This window comes from Aerococcus sp. Group 1 (assembly GCF_000193205.1).
GTDB classification, from domain to species: domain Bacteria; phylum Bacillota; class Bacilli; order Lactobacillales; family Aerococcaceae; genus Aerococcus; species Aerococcus urinae_A.
This window is the reverse complement of sequence record NC_015278.1, coordinates 1,296,381-1,320,838: the sequence shown is the minus strand read 5'-3', so window position 1 is coordinate 1,320,838 and position 24,458 is coordinate 1,296,381. Positions and strand designations below refer to the sequence as shown.

The window sequence follows — 24,458 nt, the reverse complement described above, 5'->3', positions numbered from 1 at the left end:
AAAAGTGATGAGAAAAGCTAAGAAGATAAAAGGCTTATTGATTGATTTGGATGGAACGGTTTATCGTGGGAAAAGTCCCATTAAGGGAGCTAAAGCATTTATTGAAAAACTCATTAATAGTCAAACGCCCTTTTTATTTTTAACCAATAATTCCATGAGGTCCCACCAAGAAGTCCAAGCTTTCCTAGAAAAGGAACATCATATCTTGGTTGATCCAGAAAGAGTTTATAGTAGTGTAGATGCCTTAGTTTATGCTCTGAAAGACGCTTACCACCAGGTTGATCACCAACAGGCCGCTTATATTATTGGTAGTGAAATTCTTAAAAAGAGTGTCAGTGACTTAGGCTTTGAACTAAGAACAAATATTGATCAGCAGATTGATCTAGTTGTCGTAGGCTTGAATCAAAATGTTTTTTATGACCAGCTCGCTCAAGCAGCTATTGCAGTCCAAAGAGGGGCGGATTTTTACTTAACTAACCCGGATATACAATTTCCAGATGAACGAGGGTTTGTGCCCGGTGCTGGCTCACTAGGTCGTATGATCAGTGAGGTAAGTCGGACTCGTCCGATGGTTTGTGGCAAACCAGAAAAAATGATTATGTCCGGTGCCTTAGCTAAGCTAGGTCTTCAAGCCGAAGAAGTGGCCATGCTGGGTGATAACTTAACCACTGATATCTTAGCGGCAAATCGTATAGATATGCCGGCGATATTAATTGAGACCGGTGTCCATCATAAAGAAGACTTAGAAGATTTTTCTGCTAAGCCAGATTATATCGTTAAAGATTATGAGGAATTAGGAAAATTATGGCAAGAAATATCCGATTTTACTTAGGACTTAGCAGCCTGGTGATTTTTATATTGTGTGGAGCGATTACCTTCACGATTTGGTTTACCCCACTTTATTATCTGAGTGCATATCTTGAAGAGGTCAATCAAGTCGCTGATTTATCATGGTTGGAGATTTTCCAGGACTACCATCGTATTATTGCTTACCTCAATTTTCCTTGGATTGAGAGCTTATCTTTAATTCACTTTCCTATGAGCGACCAGGGATCTTTTCATTTTTATGAAGTAAAGCGTTTATTTCAACTTTTATACCTGATATTGTTTGCGAGTGGCTTGCTTTCGGCTCTTTTTTTGAAAAAATTAAAGAATGTGAAAGGCTATTTTTATTTATATCGGCCCATGAAGGGGTTAATGGTCTTACCTCTTTTATTAATACCGCTCTTCCTTATATTTTTTGACCAGGTTTTTGTTCTATTCCATCAAGTTTTATTCAATAATGATGCTTGGCTCTTTGATCCCAAGCTTGACCCAGTGATTGAAATCTTGCCAGAGACATTCTTTTTGGCTTGCTTTATTTTGGTGGTGGTTCTGGTTGAGGGGGCTTTTTATTATTTTTATCGTCTAGGAAAAACTAGTCTCGAAAAGTAGGCTGGTTTTTATTTTTCCTTTAAATATTAAATAGGCTTTTTTCTTGGTCTTTGCTATACTTATTGGTAAGAAAAATCTTGAAACCCTCATAGAGTTTATATAGGAAGGCGTGTTGAAAATGACTCGTTTGTGGAATTTCTCTGCCGGACCGGCAACTTTACCCTTAGAAGTATTGGAAAATGTTCAGGAGAACTTAGTTGATTATCATGGTCAAGGCTTATCCGTTTTGGAAATGAGTCATCGATCAGACTCTTTTCAGGAGATCATTGAAGGAGCAGAAGCTTTAATTCGCGAATTATTAGCTGTCCCTTCCAATTATCAAGTGTTATTTATGCAAGGTGGTGCAACCTTGCAATTTTCAGCACTTCCATTAAACTTATTAAAAAACGGTAAAGCGGCTTACCTTATTGGTGGTAGTTGGGGTGAGAAAGCCTATAAAGAAGCTAAAAAATTAACCGGTAAGGCTACTATTCTAGCCTCTTCTAAAGACGATCAATACCAAAAATTACCCGTCTTAACCGATTTTAATTCCAGTGACTATGATTACATTCATATCACCAGTAACAATACCATTGAGGGAACCCAATTCCGAAATTATCCTGATGCCAAAAGCTCAAACTTAGTCGCTGATATGTCATCGGACTTCCTTAGCCATCCCGTGGATGTTTCTCAATTTGCTTTGATTTATGCGGGGGCGCAAAAGAATGTTGGACCAGCTGGTGTCAGTGTAGTGATTATCCGTGATGATTTATTAGAGGATAATGGTCAAGTAATTCCGACTTATTTAGACTATAAAACCCATGCCAGCAAGCATTCCTTATACAACACCCCACCAACCTTCTCTATTTATGTGATGCGTTTAGTTCTGGAATGGATTAAAAACCAGAGGGGCTTAGCCGCTATTGACCAAATCAATCAAAGAAAAGCCGCTAAACTCTACCAAGCCATTGATCAATCAGAAATCTTTGTTAACCCGGTTCTTCCATCAGATCGCTCACTCATGAATATTCCTTTTACCAGCCAAGATGCTGACATCGACCAAGAATTTATCCAAGTAGCCAAGGAGAAAGGATTTATTAATTTGAAAGGTCATCGTTCTGTAGGTGGGATGCGCGCAAGCATCTATAATGCCTTTCCTGAAGCGGGTGTGGATGCCTTAGTCCAATTCATGAAGGATTTTGAAAGTGAGGTTAAACATGAAAAAAATTAACACTTTAGACAATATCGCTGAAACAGGGCTTAATTATTTACGTAAACAAGGCTACTTAATTAATAATGACCAAGAGCCGGACGCTCTTATTTTACGCAGTAGCGATATTCATAACTACAACTTTTCGTCTCAACTAAAAGCAATCGGGCGCTCAGGTGTGGGGGTAAATAATATTCCTGTTGATGAATGTAGTGAAAAGGGGATTGTTGTCTTTAATGCACCGGGGGCCAACGCCAACTCGGTTAAGGAACTGGTTATTGCTATGATGATTAATCTCTCTCGCAATGTCTTTCAAGCAGAACATTGGATCAACCGCTTAGATGGGGAAAATGTCCACAAGCAAGTTGAAGCCGGAAAGAAGATGTTCCGTGGTCAAGAGCTAATGGGCAAGACCTTAGGAGTTATTGGCCTTGGTAATGTCGGCGCTCGGGTCGCTAATGCGGGAATTGAACTAGGTATGGATGTCATTGGCTATGATAACTATATTTCAGTGAAAAATGCTTGGCAAATTAACCAAAAAGTGTCTTATTGTGATGATGTGAAAGATATTTTCCAACAATCCGACTACATCACCATCCACACCCCCTATACCGAAGAAACCCACCATTTAATTGGCTTTGAAAACCTCTCTCTGGTTAAAACAGGAGCGATTATTCTTAACTATTCACGTCAAGAAACAGTTGATCCCCAAGCCATGCTTACCTTCTTAGAAAATGGCATGGTGAAATACTTTGCTAGTGATTTCTATTTTGAAGAATTGGCAGGTAGGGAGGACTTTATTATGACTCCTCACTTAGGAGCAAGCACCGAACAATCTGAAGAAAAGTGTGCCTTGATGGTGGCCCAAGAAGTAAATCATTACCTGGAAAGCGGCGAAATCAAGAATTCTGTCAACTTCCCCAATGTGGAAATGACCTTCAATGCGCCATTACGTCTGTCCATTATTAATGAAAACATTCCTAATATGGTGGCTGGGATATCTCGTTACCTAGCAGATGAAGATATTAACATCGAAAAAATTATCAATAAGAGTCGAGGAAATTATGCTTACACCTTAGTCGATGTGAGTGGGGATGATCTTTTAAGCAAAGTCAATACCTTTATGGAAGATGTTAGAAGCGTTAAAGGAATTAAAAAGATTCGTATGATTCAAAATCCTCATAAAAAATAATGACTAGCTGTCCTGCTGAGACGAAATGGTTTTTTCCTTGAGTCCCTATGATTATTATGTTACTATTGCTAAGAAACCTAGTAGAAGAGACGAGGGAAACTTTTGAAAAATATATTACTTATTTCAATAATTGTAATTAGTATTTTATTGATATTAGCAGTGATTATTTCCCCAGCCAAAACAAGTTCCAGTGCCAATATCACAGGTGCAATGGACCAAGGAATGAATGGAAAAAAGGCCCGCGGTTTTGACGCGGCTATGGATCGCATTATTAGCGTTCTAGGATTTGCCTTTATGATAATTGCTGTCGTGTTAGCAAAATTATCTTCCTAGTTTTAGGAAAGTGCTGGGCTTATCCCAGCTTTTTTTATAGAAAAATGTCAATCTTAGAAAGATCAGGGACCTCTATGCAAAAGCAAGAATCATTTTATTTTACCGGCGATAATGAAGTAGCTGTCCTCTTATTTCATGCTTATACAGGAACCACAGCTGATGTAAGAATGACAGGGCGGGCTTTGAATCGTGAAGGCTATACTGTCTATTGTCATAATTTAACCGGTCATGGCACTGGACGCGTAGAAGATATTTTAGCAGCAGATCCAAGTGATTGGATCGAGGATGCTCGCCAAGCTTTAGCCTTTATCAAAAGCCAAGGCTATGACAAGCTAGCGGTCTTTGGTTTGTCTTTGGGTGGTTCTATTGCCACCAAGTTATTTATTGAAGAAGAGAGTCAATTTATAGCAGCTGGCTCTTTCTGTACGCCTATTATGACTACAAACATTGAAGAAACGAATGTAGGAAAGGCTTTTATGGCCATGGCTAGAAATGTCAAAGAAAAGGAAGGCTTTAGTGGAGAGGTTCTGGAAGCGGAATTAAAGGACATTGAAGCGGACCTATCTCTTTCCCTAGAGAAGATCAATCGTTTTAACAATTCTATGCATAGCCAACTAGGGACAATCACTAAGCCTTATTTCATCGCTGAAGCCGGTCAAGATGAACTTGTCGGTGATAATAGTGGTCGTCTGTTGAAAGAAGCTATGCCTAATGCTCAGGTGACCTTAGCCCATTTTGAAGATAGTGGCCATGTGATTACCGTTGGCAAAGCCCATCAAGCATTTGAACAAGCACTAATCGAATTTCTCAACCAGGTGGTGTAAAACATATATGAATATAGACCAAGTCAGTCAGCAATTGGTCGCTGCAGTAAAAAAAGAAGCGACCCCCTTAACGATACAAGAATGGAGTCAGAGGTTTAATTGCAATAGCAGTGATGACTATCCTGAATTTATAAAATTAGTTGCCCAGTTACAGAGAAATGGCGACATCGAAATTCTTGATAACGGGGGCTTAGTTTCTAAAAAATCAGACAAACGTTATCAGGGAAGTTTTTCTTTAAATCAAAAAGGCTTTGGTTTTGTTTCCATTGAAGGTTTTGATGATGATATTTTTATCCCCCGTGGTGAAACTGGCGGCGCAATGAATGGCGACCAAGTGGCGGTTCAATTGACTAAACGTAGCCGGGGAGAACAAAAAGATGAAGGCACGATTACAGAGGTACTAGAAAGAGCTTTGAGTCGAGTGACCGGTGAATTTGTTCCTTATAATGATAAGTTAAAAGCCGAATCCGGTTATATTGGTGGGATAAGGATTCAAAATAAAGGCGAAGAAATGATGACTTGCTTTGTCTTGAGTGATGGACTACACCCAGTGGAGGGTGAAATTGTCATCGCAGAAATTGCAGAATATCCTTCCCTCGACCAGCCCTTACAAATGACTGGCCGTGTCATCCAAACCATTGGTCATAAGGATGCTCCTGGGGTCGATATTCTCGCTATCTTAAATATGTTTGATATTCCGCATGAATTTCCTGAGGAGGTTCTTGATGAAGCGGAGGAAGTCCCTGAGCAAATTGACCCAGGGGAGACTCAAAAACGTGATGATTATCGTTCCTTACTTACGATTACCATCGATGGGGCTGATGCTAAAGACTTGGACGATGCGATTTCCTTAAGAAAACTTGGCAATGGCCATCTGGAGTTAGGTGTTCATATTGCCGATGTTTCCTATTATGTTACCGCAGGAAGCGCTATTGATAAGGAAGCCTGGAAACGTGGGACCAGCGTATATTTAACTGATCGGGTGGTTCCTATGCTACCTCAACGCTTATCCAACGGGATTTGTTCCTTACAGGCTAACCAGGACCGTTTAACCATGTCATGCATGATGGAAATTGATCCTAAATCAGTCAAGGTTATAAATTATCATATTGGGCCAAGCATCATCCAATCGGACTATCGGATGGTTTATGATGACGTTAATAAATTATTAGAGGGTAAAGATAAACAATTAAGTGAAAAATACGCTGAACTTTTACCTATGCTTAATGACATGGCTGCACTCCACCAGTCTTTAAGCGATAAACGCCATCACAGGGGGGCGATTGATTTTGATACGCCTGAAGCTGAAATCATTGTTGATAAAGAAGGCCATCCCCTTGATATTGTGGTTAGGGAACGTGGAACAGCTGAACGGATGATTGAATCTTTTATGCTAGCTGCTAATGAAACCGTGGCTCATGAATTTACTAAGCGCCACCTGCCTTTCATTTATCGTATCCACGAATCCCCTGATGATGAGCGGATGAAGACCTTTATTGAATTTGCTCAAACCTTAGGGGTTCATGTGAAGAAAACAGACGGTAAAGTAAGTCCTAAAGATTTACAAAATACCCTGGAAGAAGCAGCTGGTGAAAGTTATGCTCCCGTTGTCCAAGTCATGGCTTTACGGAGTATGCAACAGGCTAAGTATGACCTCCAGCCAATTGGTCACTATGGCCTAGCTGCCAAGGACTATACCCATTTTACTTCACCAATTCGTCGTTATCCTGACCTCTTAGCCCACCGCCTTATCCGCTATTATCTCACCCACAAGCCCAATCCTGCCAAGAAGGATGAGCTCAGTCAAAACATTGAAGTTACTGCCGACCAAGCTTCCAAAACAGAGCGGCGTAGCGTGGATGCTGAAAGAGAAACCGAGAGCCTTAAGAAAACTGAATTTATGGTTGATAAAGTTGGGGAAGAATTTGATGGTATTATTTCTTCAGTGACCAAGTTCGGTATCTTCGTTCAACTCGCTAATACGGTTGAAGGATTGGTCCATATCTCTAACTTGGATGATGATTATTATAACTATGTGGATAAACACATGATCTTAGTCGGGGAGCATACGGGGAATATTTATCGTATAGGAGACCCAGTGCGGGTGAAATTGGTCAAGGCAGATACAGACTCTAGACAGATTGATTTTGAGATTATCAACCCAGAGAAAAAGACTAAGAAAACTAATTCACAGCCTAAGAAAACCGATCATAAAGGGAATAATATTCAAGGACACAAGAAGCATTCTAAAAAAGCTAAAAAGAATAAGCATAAGAAAAAGCATAAGAAGCAGAAAAATAAGAAGAATTTTGTTATTCGAAAGGCTAAATGATAACAAAGGGGGAGAAACTGTGTGACAAAGAAGAAGCAAGACAATGTGGTAGCGACAAATCGCAAAGCGAATCATGATTATATCATTGAAGATACTATTGAAGCTGGTCTTGTCTTAACTGGAACAGAAATTAAATCGATTCGTAAGGGGAAGGTAAACTTAAAGGATTCCTTTGCCCGGGTAGAAAATGGTCAGGTATGGGTCTATGGGATGCATGTGAGTCCCTTTGAACAAGGCAACCGTTTTAACCCGGATCCTATGCGGCCAAGAAAATTATTATTAAAGAAGCGTGAAATCAATCGCCTAGCTAAGCATGTTAGCCAAGAAGGATATGCGATTATCCCACTACGGATGTATATTAAAAGAGGCTTTGCTAAATTACTCATCGGCATTGGTAAAGGAAAGAAAAAATACGATAAGCGCCAAGCCTTAAAAGAAAAAGATATGAAGCGTGACATTAAACGGGCAATGAAAGAAAAATATTAAAAGGTTATTTCTTGTGTTATAAAAGAACAAGGATTCATAAAAAGGACTATGACCTGTAAGAGTGCCCCAAAAGTTAGACGAGATGTCAAACTTTTGAGACTTACTACAGGTCGTAGTCCTTTTAATTATTTAAAAGGGGCGTTAGGTCGGAAGAAACATGATATAGAAAATCAACTATTTGGCTACTGTGAGTGATTAATTGTTTTCTTTATTATCTTGGCTATGTTCTTTCCGATATTGACTCGGTGAGATGCCGTTTAGTCTTTTAAACATTTTTGAGAAGTATGAAGCTGAGCCAAAGCCTACTAACTTACCGACATGACTGATGCTAAAATTGGTGACCTTCAGTAGCTGCTTGGTTTTATCTATTCTTACTTTAATTAAATAATCAATCGGAGACGCGGAAAAGGCTTCTGAAAATAGACGAATCATATAGTATTTATTCATACTGATTAAATTACTGAGATGGTCCAGACTAATATCTTTGGTATAATAATTATCAATATACTTCTTCAGCCAGTGAATTTTTTCCTCATTGGTAAATTCACTTTTTAAGGCGAATAAATTTTTTTGCTGGAAATATATTCGAGTAAATATCATTTGGATCAGCATTTGTAAGATGGTTTCTTTTTCGTCCTCTGCAAGCTTACCTTTTTTATCTTCGTAGTCAATTAATTGTAAATAATTTTCAATCTCTTTATGAGTGTCTTGACAACAAGCAATATTTTCATGTGATAGTTTAAAACTTTGATTACGGCCGACTAGACTGATGATCGATAATTCATACCATTTTTCTAAAGCTTCCGCATCGATATCTTGGGCTTTTAAATGGGCTCTGTTGTTAATAATACAATAGCTGTTATTATCCATAATATAATTTTTATCATCAGAATTTATAGTTAGAAAGCCTTCTTTGCAGTAAATAATGATTAATTCATTAGGTCTTTGATCGCTAAAGAGGAGTGACGATTCTAATTGTTTATCCTTCCTGCGGTCAAAGTAGCGTATACTTTTAAAATGAAGTTCAAGTTGAAGAAGACGGTTTCTAACGAGTTGTTCACGTTCCATAGGAAATCTTCCTCTTTCTAGACTTAAGAATAGAAATATCTTTTTGTATCTAAATAAATTATATCAGAAAAGCTTTAGTAAACGTTTTATAATTTGATATGTTTCGCTAAAATGGGCATTTTTTGTTATGATGGTTTCAGGTTTATCAGTATGAATGCGAGGTTGAAAGAAATGAGTAAAGGTGTAACAATTTATTTTATGCGTCATGGCCAAACCTACCTCAACCACTATCATCGGATCCAAGGTTGGGCGGATGCGCCTTTAACAGAGAAGGGTAAACGCGATGCTCAAAGGAGCGCCATTGGTTTACGTGATGTTAATTTCTCGGCTGTCTATACCAGTGATTTGCAACGGACTGTAGCTACAGCGGAAATTATTTTAAAATACAATTACCATGCTGGTTCCAACCTTCCAATTAATAAACGTAAAGCCTTTCGGGAACAGTTCTTTGGGAGCTTTGAAGGGCTAGAAGTTGAACGGATCTGGGGAAAAGTCACTGACTATATCGAGAATGAAAAGCAGGACTTGTTAACTACAAATGATCGCGTGAAGGTAGAAATGGATACTTTCCATGAATTAGATCCCACCCATGATGCCGAAGATTTTATGACATTCTGGCTACGGGTTGAATTAGGTTTGATCGATGTGATTACCGCCCATCGTGAAACTGATCAAAATATTCTGATTGTGAGTCATGGCATGACGATTCGCAATATGATCCATGAATTAATCCCAGAATTTTCTCTAGGTGAACCCTTAGATAATGCTAGTGTATCTATTGTTAGGTATCAAGATGGTTTTTACCATTTGGAAGCCTATAATCAAACCGATCATTTTGCTTTAGAGGAAAAAATTGATGATGTGAATAAGGACCGGGAAGAAAAGAATAAGTCTCAGCAAGACCTTTGACAAATTACAGGGATCAAGTTAACTATAAGAAAAATGAAGTGGAAGTTTTGAATGAAGCGTAAATCTTGACTTTTCGGTAAGATGTTTGTTATATTAGAAAAGTATCCCTTTGGGGGTGTTTTTGGATTCGACAGGCATCAGACCGGGGTACAGCTACATTTCGGAGGTTACGTCTCCGTCACAAACGTTAACTTAAATTTAATTGACAAAAACGAAAGTCAATCTTTAGCATTCGCTGCCTAGCAGCATGCTAAGATCTGCCTAGTATCGCCCATGTATTAGTTACAGGTCTCATTGAAGTGGGATACGTCTTGCGCTTCCGCCTGGAGCAATAGAAAGAGAATAATCAGGTACGCAAGCTAGTAGGTTTGTTTATTGACCTCTAGTGCGCTTAATCAACAATAAACTATGAGTGTAAAAGCTGTATTAGCGGGGTGTCTGGACAGGGGTTCGACTCCCCTCACCTCCATAATAGTAAGCATTAGCGGTCGTCAGCGGCCGCTTTTTTAGATGTTGCTATTTACTTCTAATTTTATCCAAAATCATCTCACTGTTTAACTTACTTTGAACCAAATATACCTTATTGCCATTCAAGCTTGCACGAAACCAAGCAATTTTAACTTTTTGCTCTCATATGAAATATTTTTACTTTTTGTGTTGACATCAGCGAGTGTCCTTGCTACAATACTTGTGATTTAGAGCGAGACTCTATACTTTAATTCTGTCCAGAGAGGCACGAAAAGTGATGATAAGAATACCTATAAGTGTGCATACTTATAGCTAATTATGATGACTTAAAGGCCTAGACAGAATTGTCTAGGTCTTTTTTCGTTAAAGAGGTGAAAAAATGGAAACATTATTTGTGGCGTTGGATTTTAAAACTGAAGCAGAAACCTTTGATTTTCTAAAATTATTTGAAGGCCGCCAAATCGGGGTCAAGGTAGGGATGTCGCAATTTTATATGTCAGGACCAAGTATCATTGAGCGTTTATGTGATATGGGACATGAAGTCTTTCTCGATTTGAAATGCCACGATATTCCTAATACGGTTTACCTAGCGATGTTACAGCTCAGTCAATTACCGATTGAACTGGTGACGATCCATGCCATGGGTGGTAAAGAAATGATGCGAGCTGCGGTTAAAGGGGTCCAAGAAGGCAAACATCAACCAAAAGTTCTTGCAATCACCCAGTTGACTTCAACGAACCAAGAAATGTTAAATAATCAATTACAAATTCCTGGTACAGTCGCTGAATCGGTGGAACATTTGACCCGCTTAGCATTAGACAGTGGCGTGGATGGCCTAGTTTCTTCGGTTCAAGAAAGTAAAATGATTAAGGAAGTTTCCAAAGGGCAATTACTTAGTTTAACACCAGGGATTCGTTTGAATAAGCATGTTCACGATGACCAAGAAAGAATTGCTAGTCCAGAAGAAGCCCGAGCAAACGGAGCTGATTACATTGTAGTGGGCCGTCCGATTATTCAGGCTGACGATCCAGTGAGAGCCTATGAAGAAATGAAAGAACATTGGGAGGGGAAATAGATGAGTCAAAATATTAAACGCGAAGTTGCCGAAGCATTATTAGATCATGAAGCCGTGATTATCCGTAATGAGGATTGGTTTACCTGGGCCAGTGGGATTAAGAGCCCAATTTACTGTGATAATCGTCAATTAATGAGTTATCCCAAGGCCCGTAAGTTGGTGGCTCAAGCCTTAGCTAACTTGATCAAAAAAAATTATCCTAATGTGACATGTATTGCTGGGACCGCGACAGCCGGGATTCCTCATGCTGCTTGGGTGAGTGAAATTTTAGACTTGCCTATGGTGTATGTTCGCTCTAAGGCTAAAGACCATGGTAGACAATCGCAAATTGAAGGTCACCTAAAGGCTGACGACCAAGTGGTATTGATTGATGACCTCATTTCAACAGGTGGTAGCGTCTTGGAAGCTTGTCAACCCGTTGCTAAAGTGTGTTCAGTGATTGGCGTTGCTGCGATTTTCACCTATGAGTTGGATCGGGCCAAGAAAAACTTCCAAGCTGCTGATATTCCTCTAGCCGTACTGAGCAATTTTCATAGTTTATTAGAAGTCGCTAAAGAAAAACATGACTTTAGCCAAGCAGACATGGACAATATCTTGGATTGGCACCGTCAACTGAACCAGTCTTCCAATGAGTAAATGTGACTGCTAACAGTCAAAAGAGTTAAATAATAAATACCTGTGAGTATTTGTTTAAGGAGTGTAAAAATGGAAAATAAGAAAAAAGCTGTTATTTCAAGTATCATTGCCTCAGGTACCGATGACCTCAACGTAATGTTTCTATCCTTTTCAATGGCAAGCATTATTAGTGAGTTTTCACTATCAGGTGCTCAAGCGGGAGCTATCGCTACCATAACTAACTTGGGGATGTTATTAGGTGGATTAATTTTTGGATATCTGGGTGACCGTTACCATAAGCTAAACATCTTAAAGATAACCCTGCTTATCTTTTCTTTAGCTTCAGGAGCAATTGCTTTTGCGCCTTCGATCACTATGCTTTATATCTTACGTTTCATTGCCGGTGTTGGTGTCGGTGGTGAGTACGGAATCGCTTTAGGAATCATGGCTCAAATTGTCCCCGTTCATAAAATGGGACGGATTTCTGCTTTAAATGGGGTAGCTGGCCAAGTCGGCTCGATTACTTCAGCTGCTCTAGCGGGATTATTCTTGAGTCACCTAGGTTGGCGCGGATTGTTCTTATTTGGTCTCGCTCCTTTACTCCTTGTATTATACATGCAAGTAGCTATTAAAGATGAAAAAGAATTTTACCCGGTAAAAAATGATTCAGCTCTCGATAAAAGTGAAAAAATTAATTTTGCTGTTTTATTTAAAGACTTGCGGACCAGTTACCAAACCATTGCCCTCATGTTAATGTGTACGGTTCAAATTGCTGGCTACTTTGGCATGATGAATTGGTTGCCAACCATTATGCAAGAACAAGCCGGCCTCAGTGTGCAAGGTTCATCATTATGGATGATTAGTACCATTGTGGGCATGTCCTTAGGGATGGTTGTCTTTGGCCGACTATTTGACCAATTTGGCCCTCGGCTAATGTTTGGTGCTTTCTTACTTGCATCAGCGTTTGGTGTCTACTTGTTTAGCCAAATTACCTCACCACTTGGAATGCTATTTGGCGGAGCCATGATGGGATTCTTTGTCAATGGGATGTTCCCGGGATATGGAGCAACGGTTTCTTACCTATACCCCAAGTCCGTCCAAAGTATGGCCAATAATTTAATCTTAAACGTTGGACGAGCAGTAGGTGGATTTTCTTCAATGATTATTGGGATCATTATGGAACATGGTAATGTGACCATGGTTATGCTCTTCCTATCATGTCTTTATATCTTCTCTTTTGTGGTCATGTTAACCATTCCCGGGATCAAGCAAAAATCTTTTAAAAAGGTTTATGCCCAATAATTAGGAGTTATTCATAGAAAGCCTATAGCTTATTAGAGGCTTATCAAGTCAATGATAAATAACCAAACCGTATTGAGATCGGTGTGGCTAAGACAAAGGCTGTGATTTTCACAGCTTTTTTTGTTTTTCACTAATTCTTATGCGCGTCAATAATAAAAAGAATATATAAAAAGTGCTGATAAACCATAATGTTCATCAGCACCTAATAAAGTGAAAATTATATTTTCTTATTTAGCCGTTAAGGTCGACAACCTTGCCTTCATCTAAATAGATAATGCGTTCGCAGAGGTTGGTCACGTAGTCACCCATGCGTTCTAGATTAGAAATCATGGAAATATATGAAGCACCAGTTACCACTAAGCTGTTATCCTTCTTCATATCTGACACGACTTGTGGGATTAGTTTATCAAAGTAGTGGTCAACTTTGGCGTCCATTTCTGCTGCTGCCTTAGCTTGTTGGTCATTACGGGTAACAAAGGCGTTAACAGCTAGCTCGGCCATTTCAATGACTGTATCAGTCATTATTTCTAGGTCAGATTCAATATTTTCTAAACGGGGTTCATCTGCGATCCGTAGAGCTCCTTTTGCAATAGAGACGGCATGGTCGCCCATTCTTTCAAGGTCAGCACTGGCCTTGATGATGGAAATAATAAAGCGTAATTCATCGCCGATAGGGCTTTGTAGGGAAATTAGCCGAAAACATTCCTTATCAATGGCCACTTCATATGCATTAATCTTTTCGTCATTTTTAATCACTTTTTCAGCGGCTTCATTATCATGGTTGAGAAGCGCATCAACAGCTTCTTCAATAGCTTTAGTAGTATCGATGCCCATACGTGTAAATTGACCATCTAAGGTCTTTAATTCTTCGACAAAGGCCTTTCTTAGTTGTGTCTTTTTCATTAAAAACTCACTCCCCGATATCTTATATAGAAATAGTATTTTACCATAATCCACTCATAAAGTAAAAGGAAGCCCTTACAATATTATTGATTACTGGAATACTAATTTTCGTATCTCTATTCTAACATGAATGTTCTGAATAATTATTGTTTAAAAGTTATAGCTTTTTAATAAAAGTTAAAAATTGTTTCTAATATTGGCTTCTTATCCGTAATATATTTTTTGTTGACTTTTAGCTTATATATTGCTAATCTTTCAATAAATTTAATGAGTAGACTGACAATTTGATCACTAAAAGCAGTTTTTAGGGTAAAATAGTTAGTATCATGAAAAATATCTAGGAGGCAAAATATGAAACTGACGCAACACATGCAAGTGGTTAATAATGAATTAAACATTGCCGATATTCCTGTTTCTCGTCTGAAGGAAGAGTACGGAACTCCGCTTTATATTTATGATCAAAAGGGGATTAAAGATCAAGCGAAAACATTTATCAATGGCTTCCATTCTAAAAAGTTTACTACTCATATTATCTATGCCTCCAAGGCCTTTTTAAACCTTTATATCGCTCAACTAATCAATGAACAGGGCTGTTATCTTGATGCCGTTAGTGGTGGGGAAATTTACACCCTTTTGGCAGCTGGTGTTCCAGGTGAAAAAATATATTTCCATGGCAATAATAAAACAGAGTCAGAGATCATTCTAGCTCTTGAGCAAGGGATTGGAACATTTGTTATTGATAGCCAGACTGATTTTTATAAAGTAGAAAAAATTGTTAAATCCCTTAATAAACAGGCTAAGGTCCTTTTGAGAATTAATCCAGGGATTGAAGCAAGCACCCATAAATATATCCAAACCAGCCGCGATGATTCTAAATTTGGTATGAGTAGCCATGATGAGGATACGGTGGCTTTGGTTAAAGAGATGGTTAAGAGCGATTGGTTCGACTTTGCCGGCTTCCATTGCCATATCGGCTCACAAATATTAGAAGAAAGATTCTTCTTTGAAGAAGCCGATTTAATGTTGGGATTCTGTCGGCAAATGGAAGAAGAAACCGGCTGCCAGGTAAGAGAGATTAACCTGGGCGGCGGTTTTGGTGTGTACTATAGCCAAGCAGATCGTCCTTTTGATTATGAGAAATTTTTACAAAGCTACATTCAGGTCATTGAAGCAGCAATTAATCAATATGGCTTAGAGCATATCGATACCGTAAGCATTGAGCCGGGACGGGCCTTAATTAATGATTTCGGGACAGCTCTTTATAGCGTTGGGGGTGTCAAACATACCCTGGCTGGAAAACCTTTTGTCTTTGTCGATGGTGGGATGTCAGACAATATTCGCCCAGCCCTATATCAAGCCAAATATGAAGCGGCTTTAGCTAATCGGATGAATGATGAGGTCGAAGGGGAGTATCGCGTGGCAGGAAAATTGTGTGAAACTGGTGACCAGTTGGTTCAAGATGCTCCCTTGCCAGAGGCTCGGATCGGGGACCTCTTGGTGATTCCTCGAGTAGGGGCTTATACTTATACAATGAGTTCGAATTATAATCGTCTGGGACGTCCAGCCCTGGTCTTTGTCGAGGATGGGCAATCTTATTTGGCTGTCAAACGAGAAAGCTACCAAGATTTGCTCAGAAACGACTATAATTATAAGAATAAAGAAGATTAGTTTTATTAGAATTTAAAGGAGGAAACAAAAATGATAAAAGTTGGTATTGTTGGCTATGGTAATTTAGGTAAAGGCGTGGAAATTGCAGTTAATGCAGCGGAAGATATGGAATTGTTAGGAATTTTTACTAGACGCCAGCCTGAGCAATTAGATACAAAGAGCCCGGCCTATCAAATTAATGACATTCTTGACTTTAAAGACAAAATTGATGTCCTAATTTTATGTGGTGGTTCTCAATCTGATATTCCTGTTCAAGCGCCTCGTCTAGCGGAAAACTTTAATACCGTGGATGCCTACGATAACCACGATAAGATTCCAGAATACTTCGATCAAATGGATCAACTTGCTAAAGAAAATAGCCATGTCTCTGTGATTGCTACGGGTTGGGATCCAGGTCTGTTCTCACTTAACCGCTTATTAGCTGAAACAATCTTACCGCAAGGGCAAACCTATACTTTTTGGGGCAGAGGGGTTAGCCAAGGCCATTCTGATGCAGTACGTCGGGTAGATGGCGTCAAGGCAGCTATTCAATATACCGTGCCTAATCAAGCCATGCTAGAGGCAGCAAAGGCTGGTGACCCTATTGATTACCAACAAGCGACTGCCCATAGTCGTGAAGTCTATGCGGTCTTGGAAGAGGGCGCTGATCCAGACCAAGTTGCCAAAGCGATCAAGACCATGCCTGATTACTTCGCCCCCTATGACCAAGTCGATGTGCATTTTATTTCTCAAGAAGAATTAGATCAAAACCATCAAGGCATTCCTCATGGGGGCGAAGTGGTGCGCCAAGGACAAACCAGCGCTGACCACCACGCAGTTTATAATTTTGCCCTGCAATTAGGCAGCAACCCTGAGTTCACCGGTGCAGTGAATACTTGCTATGCGCGGGCTGCATACCGTTTAGCTAAGGAAGACCAATTTGGGGCTAAAACAGTCTTTGATATTGCCCCCGCTTATCTTTCTGCAAAATCCGGTGCTGAACTTCGCCAAAGCCTACTCTAGGCTTTGAGCATAAAGAAAGCATTTACATCATATGTTTGATATACTGAAGTCAGTTGGAAATTGGGAGGATCAGAGCTGATCCTCTAACTGTTATAAGTCAAATATGTGAATGGAGGCTTTGTATAATGAGAATTGGTGTACCTAAAGAAATCAAGAATCATGAAGATCGGGTGGCAATGACACCGGCCAACGCCTTTAACCTTATCCAAGCTGGTCATGAAGTGCTTATCGAAAGCTCAGCTGGTGTAGGTTCTTCATATGAAGATAGTGAATATGAAGAAGTAGGAGCCAAGATCGTAAGCTCTGCTAAAGAAGCGTGGGACGTTGATATGGTGGTTAAGGTAAAAGAACCCCTTGAATCTGAATATCAATATCTCCGTGAAGACTTAATTGTGATGACCTATCTGCACTTAGCGGATAACGAGCCTTTGGTGGATGCTTTAATTGAAAATAAAACCACAGGTATAGCTTATGAAACCATGGAGTTAAATGGAAAATTGCCTTTACTTAACCCAATGAGTGAAGTGGCTGGACGGACTGCTATTCAAGTCGGTGCTCACTATCTTGAAAAAACGAATGGTGGTAAAGGGAAACTTTTAGGTGGTGTACCAGGAACCCAAGCCGGGAAAGTGGTTATCATCGGCGGCGGTAATGTTGGTTATAATGCCGCTCGGATGGCTGTTGGTTTAGGCGCTAATGTAACTATTCTTGACTTGAATCCATCACGTTTAGGTGAATTAGATGACCTCTTCCAAGGTCGCGTTAATACATTAATGTCTAATGCTTATAACATTGCTAATGAAGTAAAGGATGCTGATGTAGTCATTGGCTCCGTTCTTATTCCTGGACGTAAGGCACCAATTTTAGTCACAGAAGATATGGTGAAGACCATGGAAGAAGGTTCTGTTTTAATCGACGTTGCTATTGACCAAGGTGGTAACTTTGAAACTTCTGACCATGCAACTAACCATGATGATCCTGTATATACTAAACATGGTATTGTTCATTATACCGTTGCAAATATTCCAGGAGCTGTACCAAAGACAGCTACAGAAGCATTAACCAACGCTACCATGACTTATGTTCAACAAATTGCTAATTTAGGTATTGAAGAAGCTGCTAAAGCTAACCATACAGTATTTACTGGGGTAAACACCTACAAGGGTGAATTAACTAGCGCCGATGTAGCTGAAACCAGTAAGCATGATTACAAAGAGTTAAAATTCTAATAGTCTTTAGGTAAAGTCAAAAGAGAGTGTGACAAAAGTCAAAAGAGCCCTGAACCACTGGAGCGAACTATGGTAGATAGTTGCAAAACTATCGCACATAGTTCGTGAAGTGGACGTCAGGGCTGACTTTTGGAGCACGTTTTGAATAGATAGTTCGTGTTTTAAAAAGAGCCTGGGACTTTTGTCCCAGGCTCTTTCGTTTAGCCATTTTAGTGATTATTGAAAAATAGCAAAGAAGATAATTACTATAATTCCTAAAGCAATCCGATACCAACCAAAGGCTTTAAAATCATTCTTTTGGACATAACGTAGTAAGAAGCGAATTGTTAAAATCGAAACAATGTAGGCGATGACCATTCCCAAGATTAGTAGGAAGCCTTCCTCGGTTGAAAAGCGAAATCCGTCGAGGAATCCCTTAGTTAGTTTTAAGAAAGTCATTCCGAACATAATGGGAATACTCATAAAAAAGGAAAAATCGGCAGCAGTAGGACGGGAGGTTCCTAAAATCGTTGCTCCTAGGATGGATGAACCAGACCTTGAGGTCCCAGGAATGACTGATAGTGCCTGAAAGAGTCCAATTTGAAAGGCTTTTTTGTAAGATAAGTCTTGAGTTGAATGGACGGTTACAGGGCGGGTTTTATTTCGATTTTCAACAACGATGAAGGCAATTCCGTAAATAATAAGAGCAGCGGATACTACCACCCAATTTTGGAAGTGTTTTTCAGCGAAGTCGTTAAATAAAAGACCAATAACACCTGCGGGAATACAGCCAACTACCACCTTAAACCAAGTTTCCCAAGTCTGCTTTTTCTCTTCAGCACTTTTTTGACTTGAAAAAGGATTTAAGCGGTCAAAATAGATCCAAACAACGGCTAAGATTGCCCCTAATTGGATAACGTATACAAAAATATTCCAAAATTCCGGTCTAAAATCCATGGAAATAAATTCTTCTACCAAAATTAAGTGGCCAGTACTACTAATTGGCAACCATTCGGTAATTCCTTCGACAATCCCCATGATGAAAACTTTGATAATATCTAACATTAAAATAAACGCATCCTTTCACTAGCATTTTTGTAGTATAGCTAAAATACGAGGTCTTGACTAGGCCTAGGCGTAATTTTTAGCTTTTTTAATTTGCTTAAGCCTATTGGATGCAAACAATTTCATTGAGGGGAGAGCTGACATTGAGTGGGCTTAATTGTCCGGTATTGTGGTCACGTTTAAAGAAGGTCACTTTCTTCTCTTTTTGATGTCCTACAATGACGTGACTTTGGTTAGCGTCAAAGTTAAAATCACGTGGAAAGTCTCCACCAGAAGGAATGGATTGAATATGACTTAATTGAGAACCTTCTTTAGAAACTTCAAATACTTCTAGGCTGTTGTAACCTCGATTGGAGACATATAAGAAGTTTCCATCTTGGGAGATACGAATTGCAGCACTACTATTTTCACCGCTATAAGTCTCTGGTAAACAATTCACCCGGTCGACAAAGGAAAAGTGACCCTCATCATAAGTCAAAATATCGATGGTGTGTGAAAGCTCACCAATCACATAAATAATGTCTACTTTAGGGTGGAAAACTAAATGCCGGGGACCAGTTCCTGCTTGACATTGGTAGGAGGCTTTTTCCTGTAATTGGCCCTTTTGGTCAAATTGATAGCTGATCACACTATCTGTCCCTAAGTCACAGGCTAGGTAATATTTGCCATCTGGACTGGTGTTAAAATAATGGCAGTGAGAGCTTTCTTGGTTGGGGTGAGGCCCTTGGCCAGTCCGGCTGATTATTTGTTGGAGCTGTAATTGACCATCACTTTGTATTTTTATAAGCGCCAATGTCCCTTCATGGTAATTGGCATTGAGTAATAATTGGCGATCTTCATCTAGAGCTAGGTAACAGCCGTTATGTTCCAAGAAGGCACAGTGATCAACAAAAACGAAATGCTGGCCTTCTTTTCGATAATGGCTGACTCCAGGGCTCGGTTGGTCAGTGAGTGTATAGAGTTCTTTACCATCAGTAGAAAGAGCCAGGTAAGTTGGATTTGATTCAGAAATTATTAATTCATGTCCTTTAATTTCCTCATGATGACTATCCCATTTTAGTAGATGGATGCCTTGGTTGTCTTGACGTGTATAGCCAGCTAAATAGATCTTTTCCATAATAATCTCCTTTACAATCTCTGATATATTAAATTTTACACTATGTTAATTTATTTAGCGAACAATTATGGTAAAATCATTTGGAAAAGTAGGTGTTTATATGTCTCAAAACAAGCAGAATACAGAAATAAAAAATAAGGATAAAAAACAAAATAAGCAAGGCTTTTCCTGGCTAAAAATGCCCGATATCGTTAGTCGTGTCCTAGACAATCGTTATGTATCGCTATTAGTCATTTTAATCTTATTCGCTTTATTTATCCTATTATTAACCCAAATCGCTTTTGTTTTTACCCCAATTATTGAATTTATCCAAACAATAATTTTACCCATTATTTTTGCTGGGGTCTTTTACTACTTGTCTTCACCCCTAATTAATTTTCTAAGGAAAAGGGGCTTGAATTCTTATTGGATAGCTGGCATTGTGCTCCTGGTACTGGTTTTAATCATTCTATGGTTAATTTCATTCATTCCTAATTTAATTGATGAAGCCAAGCATTTAATCGGCAATTGGTCAAATATTTGGACCCAATATCAGACAGAAATTGAAAATATTATTTTCGGTCGCTGGTTCGAGAGAAGTCAGGAGACTTTAGCAGAATACTTAAATAATTTTAATCTAAATCAATTTAACTTTAATTGGCGCGAGCTCATGAATACAACCTTGTCCAGTATTGGTTCTGTTTTCGGTGTGATTACCCGGGTGATTATTGCCTTAGTGACAGCACCTATTATCTTGTTCTATTTGATTGCTGATGGTGAGAAATTTAGGGATAATTTTGCTTCCTTTATTCCAGTGAAGATTCGTAATAAGACCATGCGGCTATTGGCGGATATGAACCAGCAAATTTCAGCCTATGTCAGAGGGCAAATCTTTGTAGCAATCGCGGTAGCAGTGATGTTTGCCATTGGTTATGCCATAATCGGCTTAAATTACGGAACGATCTTAGCGGTTGTTGCAGGAGCTTTAAATGTTATTCCTTATGTGGGATCTTTCTTTGGAATCTTGCCGTCTTTAATTGTTGGTTTAGTTCAAGACCCCTTGATGGTCATTAAGGTACTGATCGTGTTTGCTATTGAACAAACCATTGAAAGTCGGATTATTTCCCCACTCATTTTAGGCAGCAATTTGAATATTCACCCCATTACCATTATGCTTCTACTAATTGCTGGTGGAGATCTTTTTGGAGTGGTGGGAATTATCATTATTATTCCGGTTTACGCCGTTTTAAAGGTGATTTTCACCTATATCTTTGAATGGTATCGGGAAGTTTCGGGCCTCTATGAAGAAGATTTGATCAAAGAACAGGAATTAAAGGAGCCCCTAGTCGACCAAGGCCATAAATAATATTAGTGATCCTGGTCAAGACCTTTTATTGACGAAGAAAAAGTTAAGCAAATTTACTAGCTAAGCGATCTAACTCGATAGCTACAGGAAAATGAATTTGAAGATGTAAGTAAAAAGAGGAGAGTAGCTTTTAATGACATTGCGTTCACAAGTTGCCAAGCATAGCGCCCGCTTGGTGCAAATTTTACTCAAGAAATTAACCAAAGGCGGATCAAGTTTGCCAGGGAAAATTGCTAAAAAATTGGATCCGGCTATTTTAGCTGAACTGGGCAAAAATTACCGGGTAGTTATCATTACCGGAACCAATGGTAAATCAGTTACCACGGCTCTTACCGTTAATATTTTGCGGCAAAAGTTTGATGAAGTATTAACCAATGATACCGGCTCAAACCTAGAACAAGGGATTATATCCACTTTCTTGAATGCTAATTCCAAAGGACAGGGGGATAAAATAGCTGTTCTTGAGGTTGATGAGGCTAGCGTTCGCCACATTACCGAATACATTAAACCGGAAGTGATCTTAGTAACTAATCTATTTAGAGATCAGTTGGACCGCTTTGGGGAGATTTATACGACCTTCGATTACATTTTAGAGGGGGCTAATAAGAGTCCCAAAAGCTTGCTCTTGATGAATGGTGACGCGCCAATTTTTGCGTCACGGGACTTTCATCATAATGTGGCTTACTTTGGTTTTAGTAATTCGGATAAAACGACTGATAAGATGGCCCATTATAATACCGACGGGGTCCTATGTCCCCGCTGCGAGCATATCCTTCACTATCATATGATTACTTATAGTAATTTAGGGGATTATTTCTGCCCTAATTGTCAGTTTCACCGGCCAAGCTTAACTTATTCAGTGGACCAGGTGGATAAGTTAACTCCAGAAACTTCGACATTTACTATTGAGGGTCAATCCTTTACCATCCCAGTCGCGGGCATTTATAATATATATAATGCCCTAGCGGCTTATTCAATTGCTCGTTATTTAGGGCTAAGTCAAACAGCCATTCATGAGGGCTTGCAGGGGGCCAAGCGGATGTTTGGTCGCCAAGAGGCCTTAACCATTCATGGCAAGGACACCCGTATTAATCTCATTAAGAACCCGGTTGGTTTTAACCAAATCGTTTCTTTATTGGAGTTAGACCAAGAAGAGTTTTCTCTACTAGTTCTCCTCAATGATAATCCTGCTGATGGTCAGGATATTTCCTGGATTTGGGACGCCATGTTTGAAAATATCGCCCAATTACCTAACATTAAAGCTACGGCGGTAGGGGGCATACGGGTAAAAGACCTTAAAGTTCGGATGCAAGTGGCCGGTTTTGATGAGGACCGCTTAGAAGAACTTTCTAATTCACAGGGAGCCCTTCAATGGATTGCATCTGTCCCCAGCCAAAAAGTCTATGTCTTAGCCACCTATACTGCCATGCTCGATTTTAGACGAGAATTAGCTGACCAACATCTTGTGAAGGAGCGGATGAAATCATGATCTTTAGAATTGGCCATCTCTATGGCAATTTAATGAATACCTATGGCGATAATGGGAATCTGCTTATGCTCCAGTACCTTGCCAAGGAAAAGGGACTTCAGGTAGAAAAAGAGATTATTTCTATTGATGACATCTTTGACAGTGACCGCTATGATTTTATCTTCTTTGGCGGCGGACAAGACTATGAGCAATCGGTAGTGAGCCGTGACTTGCAAAATAAAAAAGCTGCCTTGCTTGATTATATCGAAGCCAATAAGGTGCTGTTAGGAATTTGTGGGGGCTACCAACTTTTGGGAAATTATTATCAGACCACTAATGGGGAAGAGTACCCCGGTATTGGAGCCATTGATTTCTATACTAAGAGCTATCCAGAACGACTGGTTGGAACCACAAAAATGCATTGTGACCGTTTTGATGAGGACTATGTAGGCTACGAGAACCATGCCGGTCGGACCTATCTCGCTTCTGGTGTAGAGCCTTTGGGGCGGATGATTGAAGGCTATGGGAATAATGATGAAGACCAGGTAGAAGGGGTTATTTATAAGAATAGCTTTGGTTCTTATTTTCACGGCCCTCTATTAGTTAATAATCCCCATTTGGCTGAAAGATTGATTGATCTGGCCATCGATCAAAAAGCGCATTAGGTGGATACTGGCGGATGAATGAATCTGCCAGTTTTTTTATGAGTAAAAACAGCTTCAGTGGCCATACGTTTTAGCTTTTAAAGTTTAGCTGTTTGTTGACTATTGACTTGACTAAAGTTATTATAAATAATTGAGAATAGTGAGGTATAAAATCAATGGCACAGTTATTTTATCGATACGGGGCAATGAATAGTGGAAAATCTTTTGAAATCTTAAAAGTTGCCCATAATTATGAAGAGCAAGGTAAACCTGTCAAAGTAATGACTAGCGCGATCGATGACCGGTCAGGGACCATCGGCGTTATTTCGAGTCGTATAGGAGAAGATCGTGAGGCCTATAGTATCGATCCTGATACTGATATTTTTTCTTATATTGAATCTGAAAATAAAAAGGAAAAAATCTACTGTGTCTTAGTTGATGAAGCACAATTTTTAAGTAAGCAGAATATTTTTGATTTGGCTAAAGTGGTCGACCAGTTAAACATACCAGTGATGGCATTTGGCCTCAAAAATGATTTTCAAAATGAACTTTTTGAAGGCTCCCACTATTTGTTAATTTTGGCTGATAAAATAGAAGAAGTAAAAACAATTTGTTGGTTCTGTGCTAAAAAAGCAACAATGAACTTACGAATTCATAATGACAAACCGGTATATACTGGTGAACAAATTCAAATTGGTGGTAATGAATCTTATTATCCAGTATGTCGTAAACATTATAACCACCCCCCATTAGAAGATGGGAAAATCGCAGTTCACCGTGCATCGCTATGCCAATAAGGGAAGGTTGATTA

The 24,458-nt window shown here is 39.3% G+C and carries 23 protein-coding genes and 1 other RNA gene; 20 read left to right on the top strand and 4 right to left on the bottom strand.

Translation table 11 applies throughout. The features are described from left to right. The first annotated feature begins 7 nt into the window (after positions 1-7). From HMPREF9243_RS06095 to smpB, 8 genes are all read left to right on the top strand, one after another. The gene (locus HMPREF9243_RS06095) at positions 8-832 is read left to right on the top strand and encodes an HAD-IIA family hydrolase (protein ID WP_013668829.1); all 825 of its coding nucleotides are present in this window, start codon (positions 8-10) and stop codon (positions 830-832) included. After that, on the top strand, positions 805-1,434 hold the full coding sequence (locus HMPREF9243_RS06090) for a TIGR01906 family membrane protein (RefSeq protein WP_013669419.1): 630 nt from the start codon (positions 805-807) through the stop codon (positions 1,432-1,434). Before HMPREF9243_RS06095 ends, HMPREF9243_RS06090 begins: the two co-directional genes overlap by 28 nt. 118 nt (positions 1,435-1,552) lie before the next feature. Further along, complete coding sequence (serC, locus tag HMPREF9243_RS06085) at positions 1,553-2,644, top strand: 3-phosphoserine/phosphohydroxythreonine transaminase (RefSeq protein ID WP_013668648.1); 1,092 nt, start codon at positions 1,553-1,555, stop codon at positions 2,642-2,644. Beyond that, positions 2,631-3,815, top strand: coding sequence for a 3-phosphoglycerate dehydrogenase family protein (locus HMPREF9243_RS06080; RefSeq protein ID WP_013670026.1), 1,185 nt, complete (start codon positions 2,631-2,633; stop codon positions 3,813-3,815). Before serC ends, HMPREF9243_RS06080 begins: the two co-directional genes overlap by 14 nt. A 102-nt stretch (positions 3,816-3,917) precedes the next feature. Next, positions 3,918-4,148: a preprotein translocase subunit SecG gene (secG, locus tag HMPREF9243_RS06075; protein WP_013669309.1), complete on the top strand. Its 231-nt coding sequence runs from the start codon at positions 3,918-3,920 to the stop codon at positions 4,146-4,148. 74 nt (positions 4,149-4,222) lie between these two features. After that, a complete protein-coding gene (locus HMPREF9243_RS06070; RefSeq protein WP_013668547.1) occupies positions 4,223-4,972 on the top strand; it encodes a carboxylesterase in 750 nt (249 codons plus the stop codon). A 7-nt stretch (positions 4,973-4,979) separates the two neighbouring features. Continuing rightward, positions 4,980-7,304, top strand: coding sequence for a ribonuclease R (gene rnr, locus HMPREF9243_RS06065; protein ID WP_013668721.1), 2,325 nt, complete (start codon positions 4,980-4,982; stop codon positions 7,302-7,304). A gap of 21 nt (positions 7,305-7,325) precedes the next feature. After that, positions 7,326-7,790, top strand: coding sequence for an SsrA-binding protein SmpB (gene smpB, locus HMPREF9243_RS06060; protein WP_013669518.1), 465 nt, complete (start codon positions 7,326-7,328; stop codon positions 7,788-7,790). A 195-nt stretch (positions 7,791-7,985) separates the two neighbouring features. Here smpB and HMPREF9243_RS09975 read toward each other — a convergent pair whose 3' ends face one another. Next, positions 7,986-8,858, bottom strand: coding sequence for a helix-turn-helix transcriptional regulator (locus tag HMPREF9243_RS09975; RefSeq protein ID WP_013668565.1), 873 nt, complete (start codon positions 8,856-8,858; stop codon positions 7,986-7,988). A gap of 171 nt (positions 8,859-9,029) precedes the next feature. Between HMPREF9243_RS09975 and HMPREF9243_RS06050 the strand changes: the two genes are divergently transcribed. The 5 genes from HMPREF9243_RS06050 to HMPREF9243_RS06035 all read left to right on the top strand — a co-directional run bounded on the left by HMPREF9243_RS06050 (position 9,030) and on the right by HMPREF9243_RS06035 (position 13,227). Then, positions 9,030-9,767, top strand: a complete 738-nt coding sequence (locus HMPREF9243_RS06050) for a histidine phosphatase family protein (RefSeq protein WP_049776770.1) — start codon at positions 9,030-9,032, stop codon at positions 9,765-9,767. Positions 9,768-9,878: 111 nt separating this feature from the next. Beyond that, positions 9,879-10,239: a transfer-messenger RNA gene (ssrA, locus tag HMPREF9243_RS10325) on the top strand. Between the two features lie 375 nt (positions 10,240-10,614). After that, complete coding sequence (pyrF, locus tag HMPREF9243_RS10500) at positions 10,615-11,310, top strand: orotidine-5'-phosphate decarboxylase (RefSeq protein ID WP_013669232.1); 696 nt, start codon at positions 10,615-10,617, stop codon at positions 11,308-11,310. Then, entirely contained in the window at positions 11,311-11,946 is a 636-nt protein-coding gene (pyrE, locus tag HMPREF9243_RS10495) for an orotate phosphoribosyltransferase (protein WP_013670003.1), read from the top strand. It begins immediately after the preceding gene. Between the two features lie 69 nt (positions 11,947-12,015). Beyond that, positions 12,016-13,227, top strand: a complete 1,212-nt coding sequence (locus tag HMPREF9243_RS06035; protein ID WP_013669097.1) for an MFS transporter — start codon at positions 12,016-12,018, stop codon at positions 13,225-13,227. Between the two features lie 231 nt (positions 13,228-13,458). Here HMPREF9243_RS06035 and phoU read toward each other — a convergent pair whose 3' ends face one another. Continuing rightward, positions 13,459-14,130, bottom strand: coding sequence for a phosphate signaling complex protein PhoU (gene phoU / locus HMPREF9243_RS06030; RefSeq protein ID WP_013669817.1), 672 nt, complete (start codon positions 14,128-14,130; stop codon positions 13,459-13,461). 351 nt (positions 14,131-14,481) lie between these two features. On the opposite strand from phoU, the gene lysA reads away from it, so the two are divergent. The 3 genes from lysA to ald all read left to right on the top strand — a co-directional run bounded on the left by lysA (position 14,482) and on the right by ald (position 18,029). Further along, on the top strand, positions 14,482-15,798 hold the full coding sequence (gene lysA / locus HMPREF9243_RS06025; RefSeq protein ID WP_013669080.1) for a diaminopimelate decarboxylase: 1,317 nt from the start codon (positions 14,482-14,484) through the stop codon (positions 15,796-15,798). 30 nt (positions 15,799-15,828) lie between these two features. After that, positions 15,829-16,800, top strand: a complete 972-nt coding sequence (locus HMPREF9243_RS06020) for a diaminopimelate dehydrogenase (protein ID WP_013669261.1) — start codon at positions 15,829-15,831, stop codon at positions 16,798-16,800. Between the two features lie 125 nt (positions 16,801-16,925). After that, positions 16,926-18,029 (top strand): alanine dehydrogenase, encoded by a 1,104-nt coding sequence (gene ald, locus HMPREF9243_RS06015; RefSeq protein ID WP_013668500.1) that lies wholly within the window; start codon positions 16,926-16,928, stop codon positions 18,027-18,029. 216 nt (positions 18,030-18,245) lie between these two features. Here ald and HMPREF9243_RS06010 read toward each other — a convergent pair whose 3' ends face one another. Both HMPREF9243_RS06010 and HMPREF9243_RS06005 read right to left on the bottom strand, forming a co-directional pair. Further along, the gene (locus tag HMPREF9243_RS06010) at positions 18,246-19,073 is read right to left on the bottom strand and encodes an undecaprenyl-diphosphate phosphatase (protein WP_013668971.1); all 828 of its coding nucleotides are present in this window, start codon (positions 19,071-19,073) and stop codon (positions 18,246-18,248) included. A 103-nt stretch (positions 19,074-19,176) separates the two neighbouring features. Further along, complete coding sequence (locus tag HMPREF9243_RS06005) at positions 19,177-20,190, bottom strand: lactonase family protein (RefSeq protein WP_013670009.1); 1,014 nt, start codon at positions 20,188-20,190, stop codon at positions 19,177-19,179. 100 nt (positions 20,191-20,290) lie between these two features. On the opposite strand from HMPREF9243_RS06005, the gene HMPREF9243_RS06000 reads away from it, so the two are divergent. The 4 genes from HMPREF9243_RS06000 to HMPREF9243_RS05985 all read left to right on the top strand — a co-directional run bounded on the left by HMPREF9243_RS06000 (position 20,291) and on the right by HMPREF9243_RS05985 (position 24,444). Continuing rightward, a complete protein-coding gene (locus tag HMPREF9243_RS06000) occupies positions 20,291-21,535 on the top strand; it encodes an AI-2E family transporter (protein WP_013668594.1) in 1,245 nt (414 codons plus the stop codon). Positions 21,536-21,668: 133 nt separating this feature from the next. Further along, positions 21,669-23,024 (top strand): Mur ligase family protein, encoded by a 1,356-nt coding sequence (locus HMPREF9243_RS05995; protein WP_013669262.1) that lies wholly within the window; start codon positions 21,669-21,671, stop codon positions 23,022-23,024. After that, positions 23,021-23,668, top strand: a complete 648-nt coding sequence (locus tag HMPREF9243_RS05990; protein WP_013668845.1) for a type 1 glutamine amidotransferase — start codon at positions 23,021-23,023, stop codon at positions 23,666-23,668. The genes HMPREF9243_RS05995 and HMPREF9243_RS05990 overlap by 4 nt, the downstream gene beginning before the upstream one ends. A 155-nt stretch (positions 23,669-23,823) precedes the next feature. After that, positions 23,824-24,444 (top strand): thymidine kinase, encoded by a 621-nt coding sequence (locus HMPREF9243_RS05985; RefSeq protein ID WP_013669568.1) that lies wholly within the window; start codon positions 23,824-23,826, stop codon positions 24,442-24,444. Positions 24,445-24,458: the final 14 nt, after the last annotated feature.

What these genes read in the sequence shown, in the direction of transcription:
- HMPREF9243_RS06095 (WP_013668829.1), top strand. Translation starts at nt 8, where the DNA reads ATGAGAAAAGCTAAGAAGATAAAAGGCTTATTGATTGATTTGGATGGA.
- HMPREF9243_RS06090 (WP_013669419.1), top strand. Translation starts at nt 805, where the DNA reads ATGGCAAGAAATATCCGATTTTACTTAGGACTTAGCAGCCTGGTGATT.
- serC (WP_013668648.1), top strand. Translation starts at nt 1,553, where the DNA reads ATGACTCGTTTGTGGAATTTCTCTGCCGGACCGGCAACTTTACCCTTA.
- HMPREF9243_RS06080 (WP_013670026.1), top strand. Translation starts at nt 2,631, where the DNA reads ATGAAAAAAATTAACACTTTAGACAATATCGCTGAAACAGGGCTTAAT.
- HMPREF9243_RS06070 (WP_013668547.1), top strand. Translation starts at nt 4,223, where the DNA reads ATGCAAAAGCAAGAATCATTTTATTTTACCGGCGATAATGAAGTAGCT.
- rnr (WP_013668721.1), top strand. Translation starts at nt 4,980, where the DNA reads ATGAATATAGACCAAGTCAGTCAGCAATTGGTCGCTGCAGTAAAAAAA.
- HMPREF9243_RS09975 (WP_013668565.1), bottom strand. Translation starts at nt 8,858, where the DNA reads ATGGAACGTGAACAACTCGTTAGAAACCGTCTTCTTCAACTTGAACTT.
- HMPREF9243_RS06050 (WP_049776770.1), top strand. Translation starts at nt 9,030, where the DNA reads ATGAGTAAAGGTGTAACAATTTATTTTATGCGTCATGGCCAAACCTAC.
- pyrF (WP_013669232.1), top strand. Translation starts at nt 10,615, where the DNA reads ATGGAAACATTATTTGTGGCGTTGGATTTTAAAACTGAAGCAGAAACC.
- pyrE (WP_013670003.1), top strand. Translation starts at nt 11,311, where the DNA reads ATGAGTCAAAATATTAAACGCGAAGTTGCCGAAGCATTATTAGATCAT.
- HMPREF9243_RS06035 (WP_013669097.1), top strand. Translation starts at nt 12,016, where the DNA reads ATGGAAAATAAGAAAAAAGCTGTTATTTCAAGTATCATTGCCTCAGGT.
- phoU (WP_013669817.1), bottom strand. Translation starts at nt 14,130, where the DNA reads ATGAAAAAGACACAACTAAGAAAGGCCTTTGTCGAAGAATTAAAGACC.
- lysA (WP_013669080.1), top strand. Translation starts at nt 14,482, where the DNA reads ATGAAACTGACGCAACACATGCAAGTGGTTAATAATGAATTAAACATT.
- HMPREF9243_RS06020 (WP_013669261.1), top strand. Translation starts at nt 15,829, where the DNA reads ATGATAAAAGTTGGTATTGTTGGCTATGGTAATTTAGGTAAAGGCGTG.
- ald (WP_013668500.1), top strand. Translation starts at nt 16,926, where the DNA reads ATGAGAATTGGTGTACCTAAAGAAATCAAGAATCATGAAGATCGGGTG.
- HMPREF9243_RS06010 (WP_013668971.1), bottom strand. Translation starts at nt 19,073, where the DNA reads ATGTTAGATATTATCAAAGTTTTCATCATGGGGATTGTCGAAGGAATT.
- HMPREF9243_RS06005 (WP_013670009.1), bottom strand. Translation starts at nt 20,190, where the DNA reads ATGGAAAAGATCTATTTAGCTGGCTATACACGTCAAGACAACCAAGGC.
- HMPREF9243_RS06000 (WP_013668594.1), top strand. Translation starts at nt 20,291, where the DNA reads ATGTCTCAAAACAAGCAGAATACAGAAATAAAAAATAAGGATAAAAAA.
- HMPREF9243_RS05995 (WP_013669262.1), top strand. Translation starts at nt 21,669, where the DNA reads ATGACATTGCGTTCACAAGTTGCCAAGCATAGCGCCCGCTTGGTGCAA.
- HMPREF9243_RS05990 (WP_013668845.1), top strand. Translation starts at nt 23,021, where the DNA reads ATGATCTTTAGAATTGGCCATCTCTATGGCAATTTAATGAATACCTAT.
- HMPREF9243_RS05985 (WP_013669568.1), top strand. Translation starts at nt 23,824, where the DNA reads ATGGCACAGTTATTTTATCGATACGGGGCAATGAATAGTGGAAAATCT.